Annotated in this window: 19 protein-coding genes; 13 read left to right on the forward strand and 6 right to left on the reverse strand. The window is 75.4% G+C overall.

Going from position 1 to position 21,622, the window contains the following annotated elements:
- Positions 1-73 precede the first annotated feature (73 nt).
- On the forward strand, positions 74-1,069 hold the full coding sequence (locus IEZ31_RS16775; RefSeq protein WP_190250788.1) for an EamA family transporter: 996 nt from the start codon (positions 74-76) through the stop codon (positions 1,067-1,069).
- On the opposite strand, the gene IEZ31_RS16780 is transcribed toward IEZ31_RS16775, so the two are convergent.
- Positions 1,023-1,715, reverse strand: coding sequence for a hypothetical protein (locus tag IEZ31_RS16780; protein WP_190250789.1), 693 nt, complete (start codon positions 1,713-1,715; stop codon positions 1,023-1,025). The two genes, IEZ31_RS16775 and IEZ31_RS16780, sit on opposite strands and share 47 nt — an antisense overlap.
- Positions 1,693-2,274, reverse strand: a complete 582-nt coding sequence (locus IEZ31_RS16785) for an RNA polymerase sigma factor (protein WP_190250790.1) — start codon at positions 2,272-2,274, stop codon at positions 1,693-1,695. Before IEZ31_RS16785 ends, IEZ31_RS16780 begins: the two co-directional genes overlap by 23 nt.
- 77 nt (positions 2,275-2,351) lie before the next feature.
- On the opposite strand from IEZ31_RS16785, the gene IEZ31_RS16790 reads away from it, so the two are divergent.
- Entirely contained in the window at positions 2,352-4,502 is a 2,151-nt protein-coding gene (locus tag IEZ31_RS16790; protein WP_190250791.1) for a transglycosylase domain-containing protein, read from the forward strand.
- On the opposite strand, the gene IEZ31_RS16795 is transcribed toward IEZ31_RS16790, so the two are convergent.
- Both IEZ31_RS16795 and IEZ31_RS16800 read right to left on the reverse strand, forming a co-directional pair.
- Positions 4,495-6,075 (reverse strand): glycoside hydrolase family 10-like protein, encoded by a 1,581-nt coding sequence (locus tag IEZ31_RS16795; RefSeq protein WP_229835253.1) that lies wholly within the window; start codon positions 6,073-6,075, stop codon positions 4,495-4,497. The genes IEZ31_RS16790 and IEZ31_RS16795 overlap by 8 nt on opposite strands.
- 138 nt (positions 6,076-6,213) lie before the next feature.
- Positions 6,214-6,759, reverse strand: coding sequence for a hypothetical protein (locus IEZ31_RS16800; RefSeq protein WP_190250793.1), 546 nt, complete (start codon positions 6,757-6,759; stop codon positions 6,214-6,216).
- Between the two features lie 133 nt (positions 6,760-6,892).
- Here IEZ31_RS16800 and sigJ point away from each other — a divergent pair, with 133 nt between their 5' ends.
- The 4 genes from sigJ to IEZ31_RS16820 all read left to right on the forward strand — a co-directional run bounded on the left by sigJ (position 6,893) and on the right by IEZ31_RS16820 (position 10,812).
- Positions 6,893-7,816: an RNA polymerase sigma factor SigJ gene (gene sigJ, locus IEZ31_RS16805; protein ID WP_190250794.1), complete on the forward strand. Its 924-nt coding sequence runs from the start codon at positions 6,893-6,895 to the stop codon at positions 7,814-7,816.
- Positions 7,813-8,976 (forward strand): NAD(P)-binding protein, encoded by a 1,164-nt coding sequence (locus tag IEZ31_RS16810; RefSeq protein ID WP_229835255.1) that lies wholly within the window; start codon positions 7,813-7,815, stop codon positions 8,974-8,976. Before sigJ ends, IEZ31_RS16810 begins: the two co-directional genes overlap by 4 nt.
- A 70-nt stretch (positions 8,977-9,046) precedes the next feature.
- Positions 9,047-9,712: a response regulator gene (locus IEZ31_RS16815; RefSeq protein WP_190250795.1), complete on the forward strand. Its 666-nt coding sequence runs from the start codon at positions 9,047-9,049 to the stop codon at positions 9,710-9,712.
- Positions 9,709-10,812, forward strand: a complete 1,104-nt coding sequence (locus IEZ31_RS16820) for a sensor histidine kinase (RefSeq protein WP_190250796.1) — start codon at positions 9,709-9,711, stop codon at positions 10,810-10,812. The genes IEZ31_RS16815 and IEZ31_RS16820 overlap by 4 nt, the downstream gene beginning before the upstream one ends.
- Here IEZ31_RS16820 and IEZ31_RS16825 read toward each other — a convergent pair.
- Positions 10,770-11,426: a hypothetical protein gene (locus IEZ31_RS16825; protein ID WP_190250797.1), complete on the reverse strand. Its 657-nt coding sequence runs from the start codon at positions 11,424-11,426 to the stop codon at positions 10,770-10,772. The genes IEZ31_RS16820 and IEZ31_RS16825 overlap by 43 nt on opposite strands.
- A 79-nt stretch (positions 11,427-11,505) precedes the next feature.
- Complete coding sequence (locus IEZ31_RS16830) at positions 11,506-12,609, reverse strand: cellulose binding domain-containing protein (RefSeq protein ID WP_190250798.1); 1,104 nt, start codon at positions 12,607-12,609, stop codon at positions 11,506-11,508.
- Between the two features lie 162 nt (positions 12,610-12,771).
- On the opposite strand from IEZ31_RS16830, the gene IEZ31_RS16835 reads away from it, so the two are divergent.
- From IEZ31_RS16835 to IEZ31_RS16865, 7 genes are read left to right on the forward strand one after another with little or no spacing between them, the layout of a single operon-like run.
- On the forward strand, positions 12,772-13,179 hold the full coding sequence (locus IEZ31_RS16835) for a chemotaxis protein CheW (protein WP_190250799.1): 408 nt from the start codon (positions 12,772-12,774) through the stop codon (positions 13,177-13,179).
- On the forward strand, positions 13,163-14,632 hold the full coding sequence (locus IEZ31_RS16840; RefSeq protein WP_190250800.1) for a CheR family methyltransferase: 1,470 nt from the start codon (positions 13,163-13,165) through the stop codon (positions 14,630-14,632). Before IEZ31_RS16835 ends, IEZ31_RS16840 begins: the two co-directional genes overlap by 17 nt.
- Positions 14,629-15,156, forward strand: coding sequence for a chemotaxis protein CheW (locus tag IEZ31_RS16845; protein ID WP_190250801.1), 528 nt, complete (start codon positions 14,629-14,631; stop codon positions 15,154-15,156). The genes IEZ31_RS16840 and IEZ31_RS16845 overlap by 4 nt, the downstream gene beginning before the upstream one ends.
- Positions 15,157-15,168: 12 nt before the next feature.
- A complete protein-coding gene (locus IEZ31_RS16850) occupies positions 15,169-16,641 on the forward strand; it encodes a HAMP domain-containing methyl-accepting chemotaxis protein (protein WP_190250802.1) in 1,473 nt (490 codons plus the stop codon).
- On the forward strand, positions 16,638-18,662 hold the full coding sequence (locus IEZ31_RS16855) for a hybrid sensor histidine kinase/response regulator (protein WP_190250803.1): 2,025 nt from the start codon (positions 16,638-16,640) through the stop codon (positions 18,660-18,662). Before IEZ31_RS16850 ends, IEZ31_RS16855 begins: the two co-directional genes overlap by 4 nt.
- A complete protein-coding gene (gene cheB / locus IEZ31_RS16860; protein WP_190250804.1) occupies positions 18,659-19,693 on the forward strand; it encodes a chemotaxis-specific protein-glutamate methyltransferase CheB in 1,035 nt (344 codons plus the stop codon). The genes IEZ31_RS16855 and cheB overlap by 4 nt, the downstream gene beginning before the upstream one ends.
- Positions 19,690-21,612: a response regulator gene (locus tag IEZ31_RS16865; protein WP_229835257.1), complete on the forward strand. Its 1,923-nt coding sequence runs from the start codon at positions 19,690-19,692 to the stop codon at positions 21,610-21,612. The genes cheB and IEZ31_RS16865 overlap by 4 nt, the downstream gene beginning before the upstream one ends.
- Positions 21,613-21,622 lie beyond the last annotated feature (10 nt).

Raw genomic sequence — 21,622 nt, forward strand, 5'->3', positions numbered from 1 at the left:
ACTCCTGTCAGCACGGCCGCCTAGTGTCATGACCGTCGGCAACTTTAGCTTATTACAGGCCCGGGAGGCCGCCATGCGTCGCCACTCCACCGCCGGCCTCGGGCTGGCGCTGCTGTCGGCGGTCACGTTCGCCACGTCCGGCACGTTCGCCCGGTCGCTCATCGACGCCGGGTGGACGGCCGAGGCCGCCGTCGCCGCGCGGGTGGGCGTCGCCGCGCTCGTGCTCGCCCCGGCCGCCGTGTGGTCGCTGCGCGGGAAGTGGGGCACGCTGCGCCGCAACCTCGGCACGGTGGGGCTGTTCGGGCTGCTCGCCGTCGGGGCGGCCCAGGCGTTCTTCTTCAACGCGGTGCAGTACCTGCCGATCGGCGTCGCGCTGCTGCTGGAGTACCTCGGCATCATCCTCGTGGTGGGCTGGATGTGGGCGGTCCACGGCCAGCGGCCCCGCCGCCTCACCGTCGCCGGCGCGGGCGTCGCCGTGCTCGGGCTGGTGTTCGTCCTCGACCTCACCGGCGGCGGCGACCTCGACCCGGTCGGCGTCCTCTGGGGGCTCGGCGCGGCGGTCGGGCTGGCCGCCTACTTCGTGCTGTCCGCCCGCGGCGACGACGGGCTGCCGTCCGTGGCGCTGGCCAGCGCCGGCATGGCGGTCGGCGCGCTCGCGCTGGCCGGACTGGGCGCGGTGGGTGTCCTGTCGCTGCATGCCACGTTCGGTACCGTCGAATTCGCCGGCCACCGCATGAGCTGGATCGTGCCGCTCGCCGGCCTGTCGATCGTGGCGGCCGTCGTGTCCTACGTCGCCGGGATCGGCGCCGCCCGCATCCTCGGCGCGCGGCTCTCGTCGTTCGTGGGGCTGACCGAGGTCATGTTCGCCGTGCTCATCGCCTGGCTGGTGCTCGGCGAGCTGCCCACCGGCGTCCAGTTCGTCGGCGGCGCCCTCATCGTCACCGGCGTCGTGCTGGTGCGCATCGACGAGTTCCGCACGCCGGCCGCCGCGGACGAAGCGCCCGCGGCGGCCGAGGACGAGGTCAGTTCACCAGCGCTGTCGCCAGCTGGCGCGCGTGCTCGTAGATGACCGTCGCGTCGTCGCCCGGCTGCGCGCGCGGGCCCTCCTGCACGTGCCAGAGCTCGTACGTGTGGCCGGCCACCGGCCCGGGCCAGCCCGGCACGCTGAACGAGAACGGCGCGGTCACGCTCGCGGCGCCGCCGGTGGGCAGGATCGGCCAGACGGTCGCGAAGCCCTCCTCGATCCGCCCGTTGCCCTCCGTGACGTCGGCCAGGTAGGTCAGCTCGGCGAGCACCCCCGGGCAGGTGGCACCCTCGCGGGGCAGGACGTCGAAGGTCTTGCCGCGCAGCGCGAGCCTCCAGGCGACGGCGCACTGCGACGGCAGGACGTTCCCCGGCGCCGGGACCGTCGCGGACGGCAGGCCGAGCGCCCCCGTGGCGCCGGCCGACGCGCCGCGCGACGCCGCCGGCACCGCGCCGTCGCCGGCCCCGGCGCCGCGCAGGCCCACCGCGATCCCGACGATCACGACGAGGATCGCGGCCGCCACCGCGAGCAGGTGTCCGCGCCGCGCGCGCGGTTCCGGCGCGCCGAAGGCCGGCTCGACCGGCGGCGGATCGGCCCGGCGCAGCACGTCGAGCAGGCCCGCGGTGACGTCGAGGTCAGCGTCGGCGCGATAGGCGCGACGCACGAGGTCACGCGTGAGGTCGGTCGGCATCGCTGGCCTCCGTCAGGGACTGGTACCGGCGCACGTAGGGCTGCAGCAGGCGCCGCACCTCGGCGACGTGGCTGCGCACGGTGGACTCGGTGATGTCGAGGTAGCTCGCGATCTCCGCGTAGCTGTCGTCGTGCAGGAAGTACAGCAGCGCCACCTGGCGCCGCCGGACGGGCTGGCCGTCGATGAGCGCGCGGACGGCCCGCTCCAGGCTCAGCCGGTCGGTCACCCGGTCGAGCGCCGGGTCGTCGCCGCCGGCGTCGGCGTCCTCGGCCAGCGGCTCGAAGCGCGCGCTGACCAGGGCGTGGCGGCGGACGTAGTTCTTCGCGGTGGTCAGCACGTAGGCCCGCCGCTGGGCGTCGTCGAGGTGCTGCAGGCTCGCCCAGCGCTCCAGGATGCGGGCGAAGCTCTCGGCGACCGCCTCCCGGGCCAGGTCGGCGCCCGCGAAGGCGGTCATCGCGTGCAGCACGCGCGCCGCGCTGGCCACGTAGAACTCGGTGAAGTCGGGCGGCGCGAGGCCGACCTCGTGCGGCGCGACGGACCGTCGCCTGTTGTCGATCATCCACGCTCCCTCGTTCGGCGCCTGTCCCTAGAGAGAGCGGGCAGGTGCCGAATCTGTCCAGACGGTACGGTGACCCGGTGGCAGACATCGATGCGGCGGCAGGGAAGAAACGCCGCTGGCGGAAGGTCCTCATCATCTGCGGCGTGGTGGTCGCCGTGCTCGCCGGCGGCACGGCCGCGGCCGGCACGTACTACTTCGACAACGTCGCGCTCCCCGAGGACGTCGCGATGGCGCGGTCGACCACGATCTACTACGCCGACGGCGTGACCCCCATCGCCCGCATCGGCGACACCAACCGCACGGTGATCCCGATCGACCAGGTGCCGCCGGACGTGCAGCACGCGGTGGTCGCCGCCGAGGACCCGACCTTCTACGCGAACAGCGGCGCCGGCTACGGCGACTTCGCGCGCGCCGCGTGGTATTCCGAGGACGAGTGGCGCGGTCACGCGACGATCAGCCAGCAGTACGCGCGCCAGTGGGCGGCGCTCGAGGGCGACGGCTACGCGCGGAAGGCGCGCGAGTCGGTCATCGCGATCAAGCTGAACCAGCAGTACGAGAAGACCAAGGTCCTCGAGATGTACCTCAACATCTGCGACTTCGGACGCGGCGCGCACGGCATCCAGGCCGCCGCGCAGGCGTACTTCGGCAAGGCCGCGAAGGACCTCACGACCGCCGAGGGGATCGTCCTGGCCGCGCTCATCGGCGATCCGCAGGCCGACCCGGCGGCGGACGCCGGTCCGGTGCGGCAGCGGTTCACCGAGATCCAGGCCGCGATGGTCGGGCTCGGCTTCCTGCAGGCCGGCGGCCTCGACTATCCGGCGCGGATCCGCACCGCCGACGAGACCCGGTCGGACGACACGAAGCTCAAGGCCGCGCTGGCCGGGCCCGGCGGGCTCATCGTGCACCACGTCCTCGGCGAGGTCGCCGCGCTCACCGACCCGCGCACCGGCCAGCTCCTCTACGCGGACCAGGACCGGGACGGCAAGCGGAACTTCGACAAGGTCCGCAACGGCGGCCTGAAGATCGTGACGACGGTCGACCAGCGGATCCAGGAGGCGGCGGTCCGGGCCGCGTCGCGCACATCCGCCGGGTCGGTGATGCAGGACCAGCCGGAGAACCTGCAGGCGGCCCTCGTCGCCGTCGAGCCCACGACCGGCGCCGTCAAGGCGTACTACGGCGGCGACCAGGGCCACGGCAACGACTACGCCGGCCACTACGACGACCCCGTCCTCGGCGACGGCAACGAGACCTGCTGCGGCGGCCACCCGCCGGGCGCCACGTTCGGCGTGTACGCGCTCGCGGCCGGGCTCATGGCCGGCTACCGCACCGACTCGGGCTGGAACGGCACGTCGCCGCAGGAGTTCCCGACGAGCGGCCGCACGCTCAAGCAGGGCAACCCGGTCAAGAACGCCGGCGAGGGCGCCGCGGACGCGCCGGCCTGCCGGTCGGGCAAGCCGACGTGGTGCACCCTGGACGAGGCGGCGGTCATGTCGCTCAACACGCCGTACTACGGGCTCACCGAGGCGGTCGGCGCGGACAAGGTCATCGACGTGGCCCGGGCCGCCGGCATCAGCGAGATGTGGGCGACCGTCGACGGCGCGATGCAGCGGGTCGACGTCGCCCACCACGACGGCAAGGCCGTGTCCCCGAAGTACTTCGGCACCGAGGCCGGCATCGGCCAGTATCCGGTGACCGTCCTCGACCAGGCCGCCGGCATGGCCACGTTCGCCGCCCGCGGCCTGGCCGCGCACACCCACTTCCTCAAGGAGGTCTGGACCGACGGCAAGAAGACCTTCGGCGAGGTCGTCCGGCCCACCCGCGTCCCCGGCCTCACCGTGGAGATGGCCGATGACGTGAACGCGGTCCTGCAGGGAGTGCCGGCGCGCTACGGCCTGGGCCTGGCCGGCGGGCGCCCGGTCGCCGGCAAGACCGGGACGTGGCAGTTCGGCCCGACGACCGGCGTCGCCCACGCCTGGATGGTCGGGCACACCGCGTCCGACCCGGCCGCAAAGTCGCCGGGGCTCGCCGCCGCGGTGTGGGTCGGCAACCGGGCCGAGGAGCACAACCTGATCGACCGGGCCGGCCGCCCGGTCACCGGCGCCACGCTCCCCGGCACGGTCTGGCGCGCCTTCCTCGACGACGCGCTCACCGCCGTCGCGATGCCGGTCGCCGCCTTCCCGCCGGCGGCCGGCACCGGCGCGAAGACGGTCGGCACCGGGGTCAGATGATCCGCGGCGGGCTCGGCGGGCTCTCGTGCCAGCGCCGGTCGAGCGCCGTCACGACGTAGGTGTAGCGCCGGCCCGGCTCGGCCGTCGGGTCGGTGTACGCCGTGCCGCGCACCGTCGCGATGAGGTGCGCGGCGTCGGCGAGGTCGCAGCCGCGCGGGATCCTGACGCCGTCGAAGCGGTACACCCCGAACGAGGTCGCCGCGGCGTCGAGGGCGCGCCAGCGCAGCTCGGCCCCGGCGGCCGTGCGCCGCGCCTGCGTGACGACGGGGAACAGCATCGGCCGCGCCGGCCCCCAGCTCGGCGGGAACGCCGGGCGGCTGCGGTGCTCGGCGGCCAGCAGCGTCTCGGCGCCCAGCCGGTCGGCGCGCACCTGCACGGCGCTGAAGTGCACGTCGCCGCGCACCTGCGGGTACTGCCGGTTGAACGTCAGGTGCGACGACAGCTCGCCGGGCTCGAACCAGGCCGCCGGCTGCCCGGCCGCGGCGACCTTGTAGTCGGCCTGCCCGATGTACAACTGGACGTCCGTCCCGGCGACGACGTCGGCCCACCAGGGCACGAGCTTCGCGTAGTCGGCGACGGCGAACCCGATGTTCCAGTACACCTGGGGCACGATGTAGTCGATCCAGCCCTCCCGCACCCACTTGCGCGTGTCGGCGAAGTTGGCGTCGTAGGACTGCGTGCCGTTGGTGTCGGAGCCGAGCGGGTCGGCGGCCTTGTTGCGCCAGATGCCGAACGGGCTCACGCCGAAGCGCACCCACGGCTTGACGGCGTGGATCCGCTGGTCCATCTCCTGGATGAGCAGGTCGATGTTGTGCCGGCGCCAGTCGGCCTTGTTCGGGAAGGCGCCACCGTACCGCGCGAACGTCCCGTCGTCGCCGAAGTCCTGCCCGGCGGCCGGGTACGGGTAGAAGTAGTCGTCGAAGTGCACGCCGTCGACGTCGTACCGCGCGACCGCGTCCATGATCGCGTCCTGCACCCAGGCGCGGGCCTCGGGAATGCCCGGGTCGAAGTAGAGCCGCCCGGCCGCGTTGTCGACCGGGTACGCGACCGCCCACTCCGGGTGCACGCGCAGCGGGCTGCTCGCGGGCAGCTTCGAGACGTCGGTCCCGGCCCCGCCGGGCGCCGGCATGCTGGCCCGGTACGGGTTGAACCAGGCGTGGAACTCGAGGTTCCGCTCGTGCGCCCGCCGGACGAGATACTCGAGCGGGTCCCATCCGGGGTCCTGCCCGGCAACCCCGGTCAGGTACTGCGACCAGGGCTCGTACGCCGAGGGCCAGAACGCGTCGGCGTGCGGCCGCACCTGCACGATGACGGCGTTGAACCCCTGGGCGACGGCGAGGTCGAGCCACCCGTCGTACTCCGCCTTGACCTCACGCTCCGACCGCCCGGGCGCACTGGGCCAGTCGATGTTGACGACGCTCGCGATCCACATCGCGCGCAGCTGGTACTTCGGGGTCGCCGGACTGGTCACGCAGTCCTTCCCGGCGGCCGCGGAACCACCGGTAGCCGGGACGACGGCGACGGCCGCCGCGGCGACGGCCACGGCAACGACTCGGGCGATTCGCCACAACACGGCACCACCTCCATGTTGAAACATTCCCACCATTGAATCGGTTTGGTTGGCAAGTTTCAACACCCGAGCCGGCTTCGACAATCATCACCACGGCGGGACCGAGGGCCACTTCGGTTCCCACGATCATGGGCGGCGCCGTCAGGCCACCTGGTAGGTCAGCGTGACGCTGTTGTTCGACGGGTCGTACTCGGTCCACGGGGCCGGGCTCTGGAACGGGTAGATCCAGACCAGGAACGTGTACGTGCCCGGGGCCTGCGGGGCCCGGAAGAACACCGACAGCTGATAGGTCGCGCCCGACGGGATGCTGCCCACGTCGAACGCCAGGCCGTTGTTGTAGCCGCCGAAGCAGCCGTACTGCGGGCCCACGTCGACGTGGCAGCCCACCCGTTCGTCCGCCGGGGTGCCCGGCTCGAAGCCGACATAGACCACACCCGATGCCGGGCCGGGCCACGGGACGGGGGCCGACAGGCCGCCCGTGCGCCAGCCCGTGTTCGTGACCTGGGCCGTGTACGTGTGCATGGCGCCGGGCGACACCACCGGGGCGGTCCAGGCGACGACCGAGATGTCGGCGTACACGTGGTAGCACCGCACGCCGGTGCAGGGGGCGGCCGCGGCCGGGGTGGCGGGCACGGCCGCCACCGTGATCAGCACCGCGGCCAGCAGAAGGCCGAGCCGACGCATCATGACGCCGACGGTAGGGGGCGGCCCGAACCGGCCTCAACGGCGTGACCGGGACCCGACAGTCCGGCGCCGCGCAACGGCACCCGCAACGGCACGCCGATGTCACGAAACCCGGGGCGGTAGCGTCTGACGCGGTATGACCGCCGAAGAGTTCACCGCGCTGCGCCCCCGGCTGCTCGACGTCGCCTACCGGGTCGTCGGGACGGTCACCGACGCCGAGGACGTGGTGCAGGAGGCGTGGCTGCGGTGGTCGGCCGCCGACCGGAGCGCGGTCGAGCACCCGGAGGCGTTCCTGGTGACCGTGACCACGCGGCTCGCCATCGACCGGCTGCGCCGCGAGAAGGCCCGCCGGGAGGCGTACCCCGGGCCGTGGCTGCCCGAGCCGGTGAGCACCGAGCCCGGCGCGGACGAGCGGGTGGAGCTGGCCGAGTCGGTCGAGCTGGCGCTGCTCGTCGTGCTGGAGACGCTGTCGCCGCTGGAGCGGGCCGCGTTCGTCCTGCACGAGGCGTTCTCCCTGCCGTACGCGGAGGTCGCCGCGATCATCGGCCGGACCGAGCCGGCGACCCGGCAGCTGGCCCGGCGGGCCCGCGACCACGTGCGGGAGCGGCGGCCGCGGTTCCCGGCCGGGCCGGACCGGCGGCGCGAGCTGACCGAGCGGTTCCTCGCCGCGTGCCTCGCCGGCGACCTGGACGCGCTCGTGGCGCTGTTCGTCGCCGACGTCGAGCTGGTCGGCGACGGCGGCGGGCGGGCCAAGGCGCCGCTGCGGGTCATGGCCGGCGCGGACCGGGTCGGCCGGTTCCTCACCGCGATCGCCGACGAGGAGGGCGCCCGGCACTTCCTGCGCTCGGTCGGCGTGCCCGACGGCGCCGCGTTCGCGCTCGCGATCGAGGGGGTCAACGGGGCGCCCGCGGCGGTCGTGCGGGCCGGCGGGCGGGTGGTGCTGGTGTTCGCCATCGTGCCGGACGGCGACCGGATCGGCACCATCTTCCTGCTGGCGAACCCGGCCAAGCTGGCCGCCATGTCACGCGGCGGCGCGGGCCGCGCGTCTGGCGGTACATGAGCATCGACATCACCATCGTGGGCGGCGGCCTCGGCGGCCTCACCGCCGCCATCGCCTGCGCGGAGCAGGGCCTGTCCGTCCGGCTGCACGAGGCGCACCGCACGCTCGGCGGGCGGGCGCGGTCCACGCCGGGCCCGTTCGTCGCCAACGACGGGACGCACGTGTGGTACCGCGACGGCGAGCCGTTCCGCTGGCTCGCCGAGCGGCGCCTGGTCCAGCCGTGCAGCGCCCCCAGCGTGGGCGAGCTGCTGCGGTTCCGGTTCCGCCACGGCGGGCGGGTCCGGGCCCGGCCCCCGGCGGCGCTGCTGCGGATGATCGCGGCCCGGCGGGTCGCGGCCCCGGTCGACGAGCCGTTCGGCGACTGGGCGCAGCGGCGGTTCGGGCCCGTCGCCGCGAAGGCCGCGGCGGGGCTGGTCGGGGTCATCACGTACACCGCCGACCCCGGCCGGCTGTCGGCCGCGTTCGTCTGGGAGCGGGTCCTGCGGGCCACGGCGCCCGGCTGGCCGGCGGTCCGCTACGTCCACGGCGGCTGGTCGGCCATGGTCGGGCGGATGGCCGAGCACGCGCGGCGGCTCGGCGTGCACGTCGCGACCGGCGAGCGGGTCGACGCGCTGCCGGCCGGGCCGGTGATCGTGGCGACCGGGCTGGACGCGGCGCGGACGCTGCTCGGCGACGACGCGCTGCGCTGGCCGAGCGGCCGGGCCGCGCTGGTCGACCTGGGCCTGCGGGCGCACCGGCGGGACCCGTTCGTCGTGTCGGACCTGGACGAGGGCGGGTTCCTGGAGCGGTACTCGCTGCCCGACCCGGGCCTCGCACCGCCCGGCCACGCCCTGGTGCAGATCGAGATCCCGGCCCGCGAGGCGGAGCCGATCCCGGACGCGACGGCGCGGGCCGAGGCCCTCGCGGACCTGGCGCTGCCGCAGTGGCGGTCCCGGGTGGCCTGGCGGCGGACCGCGTTCGCGCACCAGCGCACGGGCGCGGTCGACCCGCCGGGGACGACCTGGCGGGACCGGCCGGCCGTCGAGCGCGGCGGCGGGGTGTGGCTGGCCGGGGACAGCGTGGCCGCCCCGGGCATGCTGGCCGAGGTGACCGTGAACAGCGCCCGGGCGGCGGCCTCGGCGGCCGCGACCGCGATCCGGGGCGCCGTGGCGGCGCGCTGAAGCGCATCCGCCGCGTGGATGACCGTGTCCGCGTGGCGGACGACCCGGCCGCGGCGGCTAGCATGCTGGCATGTCCGAGCAGGTCAGGCTGTTGATCGCCGACGACCAGGCGATGATCCGGGCCGGGCTGCGGCTCGTCGTGGAGACCTCCGGAGCGCCGATCGTGGTGGTCGGGGAGGCCGCCGACGGGGTCGAGGCGGTCGCCGCGGCCCGGCGGCTGCGGCCCGACGTGCTCGTGATGGACATCGCGATGCCCCGCCTCGACGGAGTCGCGGCGGCGCGGCAGCTGCTCGCCGACCCGCGGCCGCCCCGGATCGTGATGCTGACCATGTTCGACACCGACGAGCACCTGCACGCGGCGCTGCGGCTGGGGGTCAGCGGGTTCCTGCTCAAGGTGTCGCCGCCCGAGCAGCTCGTCGACGCGGTCCGGGTCGCGGCGGCCGGCGACGCGCTCATCGACCCGGCGGTCACCACGCGGGTCATCGCGTCGTTCGCCGCCCAGCCGGGCCCGGAGCCCGCGCCGGAGCTCGACGCGCTGACCCCGCGGGAGCGCGACGTGCTGGAGCTGCTGGCCCGCGGGCTGGCCAACGCGGAGATCGGCGACCGGCTGGCGGTCGGCGAGGCGACCGTGCGCACCCACGTCAGCCGGGTGTTCCAGAAGCTCGGCCTGCGCGACCGGGTGCAGGCGGTCGTCTACGGGTACGAGTCGGGCCTGGTGCGGCCCGGTGACCGATGAGACCGTCCCGGCTCGACGTCCTGCTCGCCCTGGCGGTGGCCGGGGCGGGGGTGGTCGAGGCGTACGGCCGCAGCGGCCCCGGGCCCGGCCAGGTCCACTCCCCCGCCGTCGTCGCCGCCGGAGCCCTGACCGCGGGCGGGCTGCTGCTGGTGCGCCGCACGGCCCCGCTCGCCGCCCTGCTGGCGCTGACCGCCTTGTCGGTGCTGCTGCGGCTCACGGTCATGGACGCCGACTACCCGCTGGCGGCGTGGCAGTTCTACTCGAACCTGATCCTGGTGCACAGCGTCGGCAGCCGGCCGGACACCCGCAAGCAACGGGCCGGCGGCCTGCTCGCCGTGCTCGCCGCGTGGGGGCTGCTGCAGACCCTGCCCGGCCAGGACGTCGCCGAGAGCCTCATCGGCGCCATCTTCCTCGGCGTCGCCTACGGCAGCGGCATCCTCCTGCGCCGGCAGACCGAGCAGACGGTCCGGATGGCCGAGCGGGCCGCGGTCGCCGCCGCGGACGAGCGGACCCGCATCGCGCGGGAGCTGCACGACGTCATCTCGCACAACGTCAGCCTCATGACGCTGCAGACCGGCGGGGTGCGGATGCTGCTGGGCGCCGACCCGGACCGGGAGCGGGAGCGCGAGCTGCTGCGCGGGGTCGAGCGGGCCGGCCGGGACACCGTCGAGGAGCTGCGGCTGCTGCTCGGGGTGCTGCGGGACACCCCGGACGCGGCCGGCGTCGGGCAGCTCGAACGGCTCGCCGGGCCGCTGCGGGCGGCCGGGCTCGACGTGCGGGTGGCGACGGCCGGCCCGGCCCGGCCGCTGCCGGCGGGGCTGGACCTGGCCGCGTACCGGGTCGTGCAGGAGTCGCTCACGAACGTCCTCAAGCACGCGCGGGCCACGTCGGTGGCCGTGCTCATCCGGTACGACAGCCGCACGATGATCATCGAGATCCGCGACGACGGCCGGACGAGCGGCCAGGCGGGCGGCACCGGTCACGGACTGACCGGCATGCGGGAGCGGGTCGCGCTGCACGGCGGCACCCTGCGCGCCGGTCCCGCGCCGGCCGGCGGCTACGCCGTCACCGCGACCTTCCCGCTGTCCTCGGCCGGCTGAGCCCAGTCGGCGTCGCGCATCCGCAGGATCCGCAGGCCGATGACGCCGGAGCCGGCGAGGTACAGCAGGCTGCCGGCGATCATCCCGTAGGGCCAGATCGGGCCGGTCAGCATGCCGACGACCATCGCGGGCGGGGCCCACCACGGCACCTGCCGGCCGTAGGCGAGCGCGAACCCGAGCAGCAGCACGCCGAGCAGGCCGAGGAACCCGGGCACCTGGAAGCCCCATCGGGCGAGCGCGAACGCCTCGTCGCCCAGCCGGTCGCCGTGCTCGACGCCGAGGTCGCGCTCCAGCACGGCGTAGAAGTGGTCGCCGAGCATGAGCGCGGAGAAGTTCACGATGCCGAGCAGCGCGACCGCCCCGGCGACGTGGCCGAACACCACGGCCCGCCGGCGGACCAGGTGGATCATCCCGACGATGCCGGGCACGAGCAGCACCCAGCTCCAGTGCAGCAGCGCGGCGCTGACCGCGACCTGACCGGGGTGCCGGCCGTAGGCGTCGACGGCGGCGTCGCCGGCGCGCAGGGCCGGGTCGACGAACAGCCCGGCGACGTAGCCCACCGGCGCGGCGACGAGGCAGGTGCCGGCCATGAGGCGGCGCAATCTGTGTGACATGAACGGCGACGCTAGGCCGCCGGCCGCCGGCTGTCGTCAGCCGCGGCGCGGACCGGGGTCCGCGCCGCGGCTGAGGCGGTCAGGAGGCGCAGCGGACCCCGTTGACGGAGAAGTCGGCCGGCGGGGTCAGGGTGCCGGTCGCGGCGCCGGTGAAGCCCAGCTGCACGGTGCCGCCGGGCGGGATGGTCCGGTTCCAGGAGGCGGCGGCCGCGGTCACCGACCGGCCGGCCTGCGTGGCCGTGGTGTTCCACGCCTGGATGATGCGCTCCTCGCCGTTGAACGTGAACGTGAGCACCCAGTCGACGATCGGCGTCGTCCCGGTGTTCGCCAGCGTGATCCCGGCGACGAAGCCGGTCGCCCACTGGGCGGTGAACGCGAACGTGACCCGGCAGGAGAGGGCGGGCGGCGGCGGTGACGAGCTGGCCGGGGGGCTCGTCGTCGGGCCGGTCACGAGCACGATGTTCGAGGCGATCGAGACGTTGCCGGCGGCGTCGCGGGCCCGCACGTAGAACTGGTTGCGGCTGCCGGCCAGCGACGCGGTGTAGGTGGTGCCGCTGACGGTGGCCAGCAGCGTGGAGACGAACAGGCCGTCGAAGCGGTACACGTCGTAGCCCGTGACGGCGACGTTGTCGGTCGACGGCGACCAGCTGAGCGCGACGGAGGTGCCGCTGCTCGGGCCGGCCTGCAGGTTCGCGGGCGTGCCCGGCGGCACCGTGTCGGGCCCGCTGTCGGAGGCCGGTGTCACGACGGTGACCGGGTCCGAGCCGAGCGAGTTGTGCCCCAGCCCGTCGTGGGCGGTGACGCGGAAGGTGTACTGCTGGGCCGGCCGGATGTTCGCCGCGATGGTCACGGTCGTCACGTTGCCGGCCTGCTGGAGCCACATGATGTCGTTGAAGGCCTGGTTGTACGTGATGGTGTAGCCCTCGACCGCGCAGCAGCCGGGCGACGACGCGGTCCAGCTGAGGGTCACCGACGTCGCGGTGGCGGTGGCCCGCACGTTGCCGGGCTTGGACGGCGGGAACGGCGAGGTGCCGGGGGTCGAGACCGACGGGATCGGCGGGGCGGGCGTGGATGCCGCCGCCATCCCGCCGCCACGGCCGCCGCCGGCGGCGACCAGTCCGACGGCGAGCAGCGCGAACGCGGCGACCGGCGCGAGCCGGCGCAGCACCGGGTGGGTACGCATGCACCGACAGTGGTCAATGCGTCGACGACCGTCAAGGCGTGCCGGGGCGGCCGCCCGCCGGGCGCGATCGCCGCCGCGAAAGTTCCACGCCCGCGGGCACAAGCAGCGAAACTTACCCATATTCCCGATATATCCGCAGGTAAACCACATATTCTGTGGCCGGTGGACCGGGAACTGATCTTCAGCGTCGGGGAGCTGCTCTGCGCGCTGCCGTTGGGGGACGTCGTCGAGACGATCCGGCCCCTGCCGGTGCAGGCCGTCGCGGACAGCGCCGACGCCCTGCTCGGCGTCGCCGTCATCCGCGGGCAGGCGGTGCCGGTGCTGGACACCGCGCGGCTGCTCGGGGTCCCGGCCCCGCCGGCCGAGCGGTTCATCACCACGCGGGCGGCCGTCGCCTTCGCCACCGGGCCGGTGCTCGGGGTCCGCGACGTGGCGTCCGGCGCGGCGCTGCCGCTGACCCCGGCCCTCGGCGCGGGCGCCGCCCGGGTCGTCACCGCGGTCGGGGTGCTCGACGCGCGGCCCCTGCTGTTCGTGCGCAGCGACGGAGGTGTCCATGTCGCGGCGGCATGACGACCACGCGGACCGCGGTACGGCGGGGCGCAACGAGCGTATCGAGCGGCGCCGCGACGACGGCGCCGGCTGGCGGCGCGACCGCGGGCCGGCCCGGGCGGTCGTCGCGGCGGCCGGCGGGGGCCCCGTCGAGCGGCTGCGGGCGCTGCTCGCCGAGCGGCTCGGCCTGGCGTTCGACCCGCGCAAGGACGAGCTGCTCGCCGGGGTGCTCCAGCGGCGGGCCGCCCAGCACGCCCTCTCCGAGCGCGGCTACCTCGACCGGCTCGGCACCGCGTGGCGGGCCGAGCTGGCCGCGCTCGCCGAGGCGGTGACGGTCGGCGAGACGTACTTCTTCCGCAACGCCGAGCAGTTCGACGCGCTCGGCGAGGTGGTGCTCCCGGCCCGCCTGCGGGCCCGCGCGGCCCAGCGGCGGCTCAACCTGCTGTCCGTCGGCTGCGCCACCGGCGAGGAGGCCTACACCGTGGCGATGGTCGCCGCCGACCGGGTGCCGGCCTCGCGGTGGGAGCTGTCGATCGTCGGGCTCGACGTCAGCCGGTCCGCGCTGCGCAAGGCGATGGCCGGCCGGTACTCCCGGTGGTCGCTGCGCGAGACGCCGGAGCCGGTCCAGCGGCGCTGGTTCCGCCCGGCGGGCGACGGCGTCGAGGTCGACCAGCGGCTGCGCGGCCCGGTCCGGTTCGTCGAGCACAACCTCACCGACGACCACCCGGCGCTGTTCGCGCCCGACATCTACGACGTCGTGCTGTGCCGCAACGTGCTCATGTACCTCACGCCGGACGCGGCCGCCGGCGTCGTCGACCGGATCACCCGGGCCCTCGCGCCGGGCGGCTACCTGTTCCTCGGGCCCACCGACACGCTCGGCGAGGGCGCGCTGACCCTGCACCGGTCGCACGGCACGTTCTACTACGAGAAGGTGCCGCAGGTGGCCGCGCCGGCGCCGGTGCACGCCGCCCGGCCCGAGCGGTCGCGCCGCGAGCTCGCCGTCGGGCTGCTCGCCGACGAGCGGTTCGCCGACGCCCTCGCCGTGCTCGACGCGATCGGCGGGGCCGAGGCCGACCGGGCCGACGTGCTGCTCGTGCGGGCCGCCACGCTCACCCAGCTCGGCGACACCGGCCGGGCCGCCGAGCTGTGCCGGCGGCTGCTGGACCGCGACACGCTGCACCCCGACGCGCACCACCTCCTCGCGACCTGCCTGGAGGGCGACGAGGACCACCCGGCGGCGATCGAGCAGTACCGGGTCGCCGCCCTGCTCGACCCCGCGTTCGCGCTGCCCCGGCTGCGGCTGGGCCTGCTCGCCCGGCGGCTCGGCGACCGGGCCACCGCGGAGCGCGAGCTGGACCGCGCGATCGAGCTGCTGGCCCGGGAGCGCGACGAACGCATCGCCCTCTTCGGCGGTGGATTCGGCCGTACCGTCCTGATCGCCCTCTGCCGGGCCGAGCTCGCGGCCGCGTCGTGAACGCCCTGCTCGCCCAGCGCCTGGCCGACCTGCGGGAGGCGTTCGACCGCTCGTTCACCGAGCCGCCGCGCCAGGAGGTGGCCGGGCACGACGACCTGCTGGCGATCCGGGCCGGCGGCCAGCGGTACGCGCTGCGGCTCACCCAGGCGGCCGGCCTCTTCCCCGACCGGCCGGTGACCCGGCTGCCCGGCCCGCTGCCCGCCCTGCTGGGCGTGGCGGGGTTCCGGGGGTCGATCGTGCCGGTGTACGACCTGGCGGCCGTGTTCGGCGGGACCGCCGCAGGGACCGGCGCAGGGACCGGGACGGCGCGGTGGCTGGTGCTGGCCGCCGGCGCCCCGCCCGTCGCCCTCGCGTTCGAGGCGCTCGACGGGCACCTGCGGGTGCCCCGCGACCGGGTCGTCGAGGAGGCGACCGGTCACGGCCCGCGGGGCTGCCTGCGCGGCATCGTGCCGCTCGACGACGGCGCCCGGCCGATCGTCGACGTGCCCGCCGTCCGCGCCGCCATCCAGACGCTCATGAGTTGAAACGGAACCGGCATGCCACGACAATGGACCTTCGGCCAGCGGCTCGGCCTCGGCTTCGCCGTCACCATGGTGCTCACGCTCGCCACCGGCGCGGTGACGGTGTGGGCGCTCGACACCGTCGTCGCCGGCAAGGACCAGGTCATCGACGTCGGCGTCGAGGGGCTGGTCGGGGCGCAGCAGCTGCGGGTCGCGCTGGAGGCCAAGTCCAGCACCTCCCGCGGCTACCTGCTGACCGGCGACGCCCGCTACCGGACGCAGATGGACACCGCCCGCGCCGACTTCGCCGGCGCCCTGACCCGGCTGCGCGACGTCGCCGACACCGCCGCCGAGCGCCGGCTCATCGAGGAGGCGGCGCAGGGCGAGCAGCGCCACCAGCAGGCGCTCGACGCGACGATCGCGCTCAAGGCGCGCAGCGCGTCGGTCGAGGCGATCACCGGGCAGTTCGAGCAGGACGTCGTCCCGGCCCGCGACGACCTCGACCGGACCATCACCGCGCTGTACACGCTGCTGGAGCAGGACCTGCGGACCCGGCAGGCCGACGCCTCCGACCGGGCCTCGCTCGCCGTGGGGCTGGTGGTCGGCATCGCGGCGCTCGCCGTCGTGTTCGGCGTCGTCGTCGCGGTGCTGCTGAGCCGCGCGCTGAGCCGCCAGGTCGCCGGCACGGTCGGGCACATCCGCAGCTCGTCGGCGCAGCTGGAGCAGGCCGCCGGGCAGCAGGCGACCGGCGCCCGCGAGCAGGCCACCGCGATGAGCGAGATCACCACGACGATCGAGGAGCTGCTCATCACCTCGCGGCAGATCGCCGAGGGCGCCCAGCGGGTGGCGAAGATCGCCGAGGAGACGGCAACGGCGGCCGGCTCCGGCGACGCCACGATCGAGGAGGCCCGCGCCTCGATCACCGCGATCCGCCAGCAGGTCGACCTCATCGTGCAGCACATGCTGGAGCTCGGGCAGCGCTCGCAGCAGATCGGCGGGGTCGTCGACCTGGTCTCCGAGCTCGCCGAGCAGACGAACATCCTGGCCATCAACGCCACCATCGAGGCCTCCGGGGCCGGCGAATGGGGCCGGCGCTTCGCCGTCGTCGCCGACGAGATCCGCAAGCTCGCCGACCGTACCGCCGGGTCCGCGAAGGAGATCCGGGCGCTCATCGAGGACGTCCGCGGGGCGGTGAACACCACGGTCATGGCGACCGAGACCGGGGCCAAGGCGGTCGACGCCGGCACCCGGCAGTTCAACGCCGTCACGGCCTCGTTCCAGCAGATCGCCGACCTGGTCGCGACGACGACCGAGTCGGCGCGCGAGATCGAGCTGTCGACGAAGCAGCAGACGACCGCCGTCGAGCAGGTCAACGTCGCGGTCACCGACACCGCCCGGGTGACCCAGGAGAGCGAGACCAACGCGGTGCAGACCCGGCAGACCGCCGCCCACCTCGCCGGCCTGTCGTCGTCGCTGCTGCGCCTCGTGACGGCGGACCGCGAAGCATGAGTCCGGACAAGGATCCGCTGCGGTACTTCCGGATCGAGGCCCGCGAGCTGGTCGACCTGCTCAGCCGGGGCGTGCTGGAGCTGCGCGGCGGCGACGACCCGGCGGCCGCCGTGGCCGCGCTGCTGCGCCACGCCCACACCCTCAAGGGCGCCGCGCGGGTCGTGCGGCAGGCCGGGCTCGCCACCGCCGCGCACACGGTGGAGGACGTGCTCGTCCCCCACCGTGACGGGGCCGGGCCGGTCCCGCCGGACGACGTGGCCCGGCTGCTCGGCCTCACCGACGAGATGCAGGCGCTCGTCGCCGCCATGGTCGAACCGCCGGGCGGCACCGCTCCCACCGAGGAGGCCCCCGAACCGGCCGCGCCGGTCCGCGCGGCCGGGGCCGACGTCGACGAGCTGCTCGAGGCCGTGGACGAGGCGCACGCGCGGTTCGGGCCGCTGCGCCGGCAGTCGGCGAGCGTCGAGCGGGCCCGGCGCACCGCCGAGGGCATCGCCGAGCAGTTGCGCACCGGCGGGCGGGAGCGGGCCGCGGCGTATGCCGTCCGGCTCACCGCCGAGCTGCTCACGCTCGGCCGGCAGCTCGCCGAGACGGTGGAGCAGGTCGAGCGGGAGCTCGACGACATCCGCGGCCGGGCCGAGCGGTTGCGCCTCGTCCCGGTCGAGACGGTGCTGACCACGCTGCACCGGGCGGTGTACGACGCGGCCGGCGCCGAGGGCAAGGCGGTCGTGTTCACCGGGCACGGCGGCGACCTGCGGCTCGACCCGCACGTGCTGGCCCAGGCCGGCAACGCGCTGCTGCACGTCGTGCGCAACGCGGTGTCGCACGGCGTGGAGAGCGAGGCCGAGCGGCGGGCCGCCGGCAAGCCGGCCCAGGCGACGGTGACGGTCGACGTGCGGCGGCGCGGCCGGTACGCGGCCTTCCGCTGCCACGACGACGGCCGCGGCTTCGACCTCGCCGCGGTCCGCCGGCAGGCCGAGCGGCGCGGGCTGGTCGCCGGCGGCGCCGAGGCCGACGTGCGGGAGCTCGTGCGGCTGCTCATGCAGGGCGGGATCAGCACGTCGGCCGAGGTCACCGGGGTCTCCGGGCGCGGGATCGGGCTCGACGCCGTCCGGGACCTCGCCGAGCAGCTCGGCGGCGAGGTCTCGGTCGACACCGAGCCGGGCCGGGGCACGGCGGTCGAGCTGGTGGTGCCGCTGTCGCTGGTGTCGCTGTCGGGGCTGGTGGTGCTCTCCGGCGGTACCGTGGCCGCCCTGCCCCTCGACACGGTCCGCACGTGCGTGCTCCTGCCCGCGGTCGAGGCCGCCGCCGCGGCGGCCGCCGGGGCGCTCGCCCACGACGGCCAGGTGATCCCGTTCCTGCCCCTGACCAAGGTCCTGCCGGGCGACGGCGGGCCGGCCGGCTCGGCCGTGGCGGTGCTGCTCACGGTCGGCGGCCAGGCGCTCGCCGTCGGCGCCGACCGGCTGCTCGGCACGTCGACGCTCGTCGTGCGGCCGCTGCCCGAGCTGGCCCCGGCCGGCCCGGTCGTGACCGGGCTGTCGATGGACGCCGACGGCAACCCGCGGATCGTGCTCGACCCGCACACGCTCGCCGCGGCCGCCGCCGAGACCGGCACCGCCGGGCCCGCGCCGGACGCCGCCGAGGCGCCGCCCCGCGAGCCGGTCCTCGTGGTCGACGACTCGCTCACCACGCGCATGCTGGAGCGCAGCATCCTGGAGTCGGCCGGCTACCGGGTCGACGTGGCCGCGTCGGCCGAGGAGGCCCTGGAACGGATCCGCCAGCGGCGCTACGCGCTGTTCCTGGTCGACGTCGACATGCCCGGCATCGACGGGTTCACGTTCGTCGAGCGGACCCGGGCCGACCCGGCGCAGCGGGACGTGCCGGCGATCCTGGTCAGCTCCCGCGCCTCGGCCGAGGACCGCCGGCGGGGCCTCGGCGCCGGCGCCAGCGCGTACCTGGTGAAGAGCGAGTTCAACCAGGAGGAGCTGCTCGGCCACATCCGCGCCCTGGCGGGTGAGCCGTGATCCGGGTGCTCGTCGTCGAGGACTCGGCGACGGTGCGCCAGTGCCTGCGCGAGGCGCTCACCCCCGCCGACGGGTTCCAGGTCGTCGGCGAGGCCACCGACGGCGGGCAGGCCGTGGAGCTGTGCCGGCGGCTGCGGCCCGACGTCATCACGATGGACGTGGTGCTGCCCGTCATGTCGGGGCTCGCGGCCACCGAGCAGATCATGGCCCGGCATCCGACCCCGATCCTGGTGGTCAGCTCGGCCGACCGGCGGGAGCTGTTCACCACCTACGACGCGCTCGCCGCCGGCGCCGTCGACGTGCTGGAGAAGCCGCGCGGCGACGCCGGCGACGACACGTGGGGCCGGCGGCTGCGCACGGCCGTGCGGGTGGTGTCGCGGATCCGCGTGGTGACGCGGCGGCTGGCCGCGGTACCGCCGCCCCAACCACCGCCCGTCACGCCGGTCGCCGCCGCCCGGGTCGTCGTCATCGGCGCCTCGACCGGCGGGCCGGGCGTGATCGTGCGGCTGCTGCGGGGCCTGCCGCCCGGGTTCCCGGTGCCGGTGCTCTACGTGCAGCACATGGCGGCCAACGAGTCGTTCGCGCAGGCGTTCACCGGCTGGCTGGCCGAGCAGACCGGGCACGTCGTCGGCTACGCGCGCGGCGGCGAGGCGCTGTCGGCGCTCGGCGGGCGGGTCACCATGGCCCCGCCCGACCTGCACCTGCTGCTGCGCGACGGGCACCTGCAGGTGAGCGCCGGGCCGGCCCGCCACTCCTGCCGGCCGTCGGTCGACACGCTGTTCGAGTCGGTGGCCGCCGAGGCCGGCCGCGCCGCCGTCGGCTGCCTGCTCACCGGCATGGGCCGCGACGGCGCCGCCGGCCTGCTGGCGCTGCGCCGCTGCGGCGGGCTGACGCTGGCCCAGGACGAGGCGACGAGCGTCGTCTACGGCATGCCGCGCGAGGCCGTCGCGCTCGGCGCCGCCGCCGAGGTGCTCACCCCCGAGCAGATGGCGCAGCGGCTGGCCGCCCTGCGGTCGGGGGCCGTCCGGTGAACACGGTCCTCATCGTCGACGACAGCCTCACCGTGCGCATGGACCTGGACGAGGCGTTCGTGGCGGAGGGGTTCCGCACGGTGCTGTGCGCCGGGCACGCCGAGGCGCTCACCGCGTTCGACCACGTGCCGTTCGAGGTGGCCGTCCTCGACGTGCGGCTGCCCGACGGCGACGGCATCGACCTGCTGCGCCGGCTGCGCGACCACCCCCGGCACGCCGCGACCGCCGTGCTGCTCCTGTCGACCGAGGCCGAGGTCCACGACCGGCTGCGCGGCCTGCGCACCGGCGCCGACGAGTACGTCGGCAAACCCTACGACGCGCACTTCGTCGTCGCCCGCAGCCGGGAGCTGCTGCGGGCCGCGCCGCCGGACCACCGCCGGACGGTCCTCGTCGTCGACGACAGCCTCACGTACCGCGAGCAGCTGCGCGCCGCCCTCACCGCCGCCGGCTACGAGGTGACCACCACCGTCAGTGGCGAGGAGGGCCTGCGCTCGGCCGTGGCCCGCCCGCCGGGCGCGATCATCGTCGACGGGGTGCTGCCCGGCATCGACGGCGCCACCGTGATCCGCCGGGTGCGCCTCGACGCGGCCCTGCGCAACGTCCCGTGCCTGCTGCTGACCGCCTCCGACGACTACGCGACGGAGCTGCAGATCCTCGACGCCGGCGCCGACGCGTTCGTGCGCAAGCAGGAGGACATGGCGGTCGTGCTGGCCAAGCTGGCGGCGGTGCTGCGCAAGAGCACCGCCGCGCTGCCGGTCGCCACGGCGCACGGGGTGGCGCGGGTGCTGCTCGTCGACGACGACGGCCGGTACCTCGACGAGATGTGCGCCCAGCTGCACGAGGACGGCTACGAGGGCGTGCCCGCCCGGTGCGCCGACGACGCCCTCGCGATGCTCGCGGTGCAGCCGGCCGACTGCGCGGTCGTCGACCTGCACCTGCCCGAGATCGACGGGCGGGAGCTGTGCGAGCGGATCCGGGCCGTGCCGGGGCTGCGGGACATGCCGGTCATCGTGGTCGGCGACGACGACGCGCTGCTGGACTGCCTGGCCGTCGGCGCCGACGACTACGTGCGCCGGTCCGACGGCACCGGCACGCTGTGCGCCCACGTCCGGGCCCACCTGCGCCGCCAGCACCTGCACGAACAGAACCGGCGCATCCGCGAGGAGCTGCTGCGCCGGGAGATGGAGGCGGCCGAGGAGCGGGCCGCCCGCCGCTACGCCGAGGCCCGCGCCGAGCTGGTCGAGGAGCTGGAGTGGCGCAACAAGGAGCTGGAGGCGTTCAGCGGCTCGGTCTCCCACGACCTGCGCTCGCCGCTGCAGACCATCCTCAGCTACAGCGAGCTGCTGCTGCCGGACGCCGGTCCCGACGTGGCCGACGGCCTTCGCCGCATCCACGGTGCGGCCCTGCGGATGAACGCGCTCATCGAGTCGCTGCTGCAGCTGGCCCGGGCCAACCGCGGCTCCCTCGAACGGACCCTGGTCGACCTCACCGCGCTCGCCGAGGACGTCGTCGAGGAGCTGCGCCAGCGCGACCCCGCCCGGACGGTGCGGGTGACGATCGACCCGCGGATGCGGGCACCGTGCGACGGCCCGCTGGTCCGGGTGGTGCTGGCCAACCTGGTCGGCAACGCCTGGAAGTTCACCGCCCGCGCCCCCGACCCGGCGATCGAGGTCCGCACGTCCACTGTGGACAGTGAGCCCGTGTTCCAGGTGCGCGACAACGGCGCCGGCTTCCCCGCCGACCGGGCCGGCCAGCTCTTCCAGCCGTTCGGGCGGCTGCACGACAGCTCGGAGTACCCCGGCACCGGCATCGGCCTGACCACCGTCCAGCGCATCGTCGACCGGCACGGCGGCCGGGTGTGGGCGACCAGCGAGCCCGGCCGGGGCGCCACGTTCTCGTTCACGCTGCCCGGTCCGTGACCGGTTGGCG

The organism is Dactylosporangium sucinum, from assembly GCF_014647515.1.
Lineage (GTDB): Bacteria > Actinomycetota > Actinomycetes > Mycobacteriales > Micromonosporaceae > Dactylosporangium > Dactylosporangium sucinum.

What these genes read in the sequence shown, in the direction of transcription:
- IEZ31_RS16825 (WP_190250797.1), bottom strand. Translation starts at nt 11,426, where the DNA reads ATGTCACACAGATTGCGCCGCCTCATGGCCGGCACCTGCCTCGTCGCC.
- IEZ31_RS16850 (WP_190250802.1), top strand. Translation starts at nt 15,169, where the DNA reads ATGCCACGACAATGGACCTTCGGCCAGCGGCTCGGCCTCGGCTTCGCC.
- IEZ31_RS16855 (WP_190250803.1), top strand. Translation starts at nt 16,638, where the DNA reads ATGAGTCCGGACAAGGATCCGCTGCGGTACTTCCGGATCGAGGCCCGC.
- IEZ31_RS16800 (WP_190250793.1), bottom strand. Translation starts at nt 6,759, where the DNA reads ATGATGCGTCGGCTCGGCCTTCTGCTGGCCGCGGTGCTGATCACGGTG.
- IEZ31_RS16775 (WP_190250788.1), top strand. Translation starts at nt 74, where the DNA reads ATGCGTCGCCACTCCACCGCCGGCCTCGGGCTGGCGCTGCTGTCGGCG.
- IEZ31_RS16780 (WP_190250789.1), bottom strand. Translation starts at nt 1,715, where the DNA reads ATGCCGACCGACCTCACGCGTGACCTCGTGCGTCGCGCCTATCGCGCC.
- IEZ31_RS16820 (WP_190250796.1), top strand. Translation starts at nt 9,709, where the DNA reads ATGAGACCGTCCCGGCTCGACGTCCTGCTCGCCCTGGCGGTGGCCGGG.
- IEZ31_RS16785 (WP_190250790.1), bottom strand. Translation starts at nt 2,274, where the DNA reads ATGATCGACAACAGGCGACGGTCCGTCGCGCCGCACGAGGTCGGCCTC.
- sigJ (WP_190250794.1), top strand. Translation starts at nt 6,893, where the DNA reads ATGACCGCCGAAGAGTTCACCGCGCTGCGCCCCCGGCTGCTCGACGTC.
- IEZ31_RS16815 (WP_190250795.1), top strand. Translation starts at nt 9,047, where the DNA reads ATGTCCGAGCAGGTCAGGCTGTTGATCGCCGACGACCAGGCGATGATC.
- IEZ31_RS16830 (WP_190250798.1), bottom strand. Translation starts at nt 12,609, where the DNA reads ATGCGTACCCACCCGGTGCTGCGCCGGCTCGCGCCGGTCGCCGCGTTC.
- IEZ31_RS16840 (WP_190250800.1), top strand. Translation starts at nt 13,163, where the DNA reads ATGTCGCGGCGGCATGACGACCACGCGGACCGCGGTACGGCGGGGCGC.
- IEZ31_RS16810 (WP_229835255.1), top strand. Translation starts at nt 7,813, where the DNA reads ATGAGCATCGACATCACCATCGTGGGCGGCGGCCTCGGCGGCCTCACC.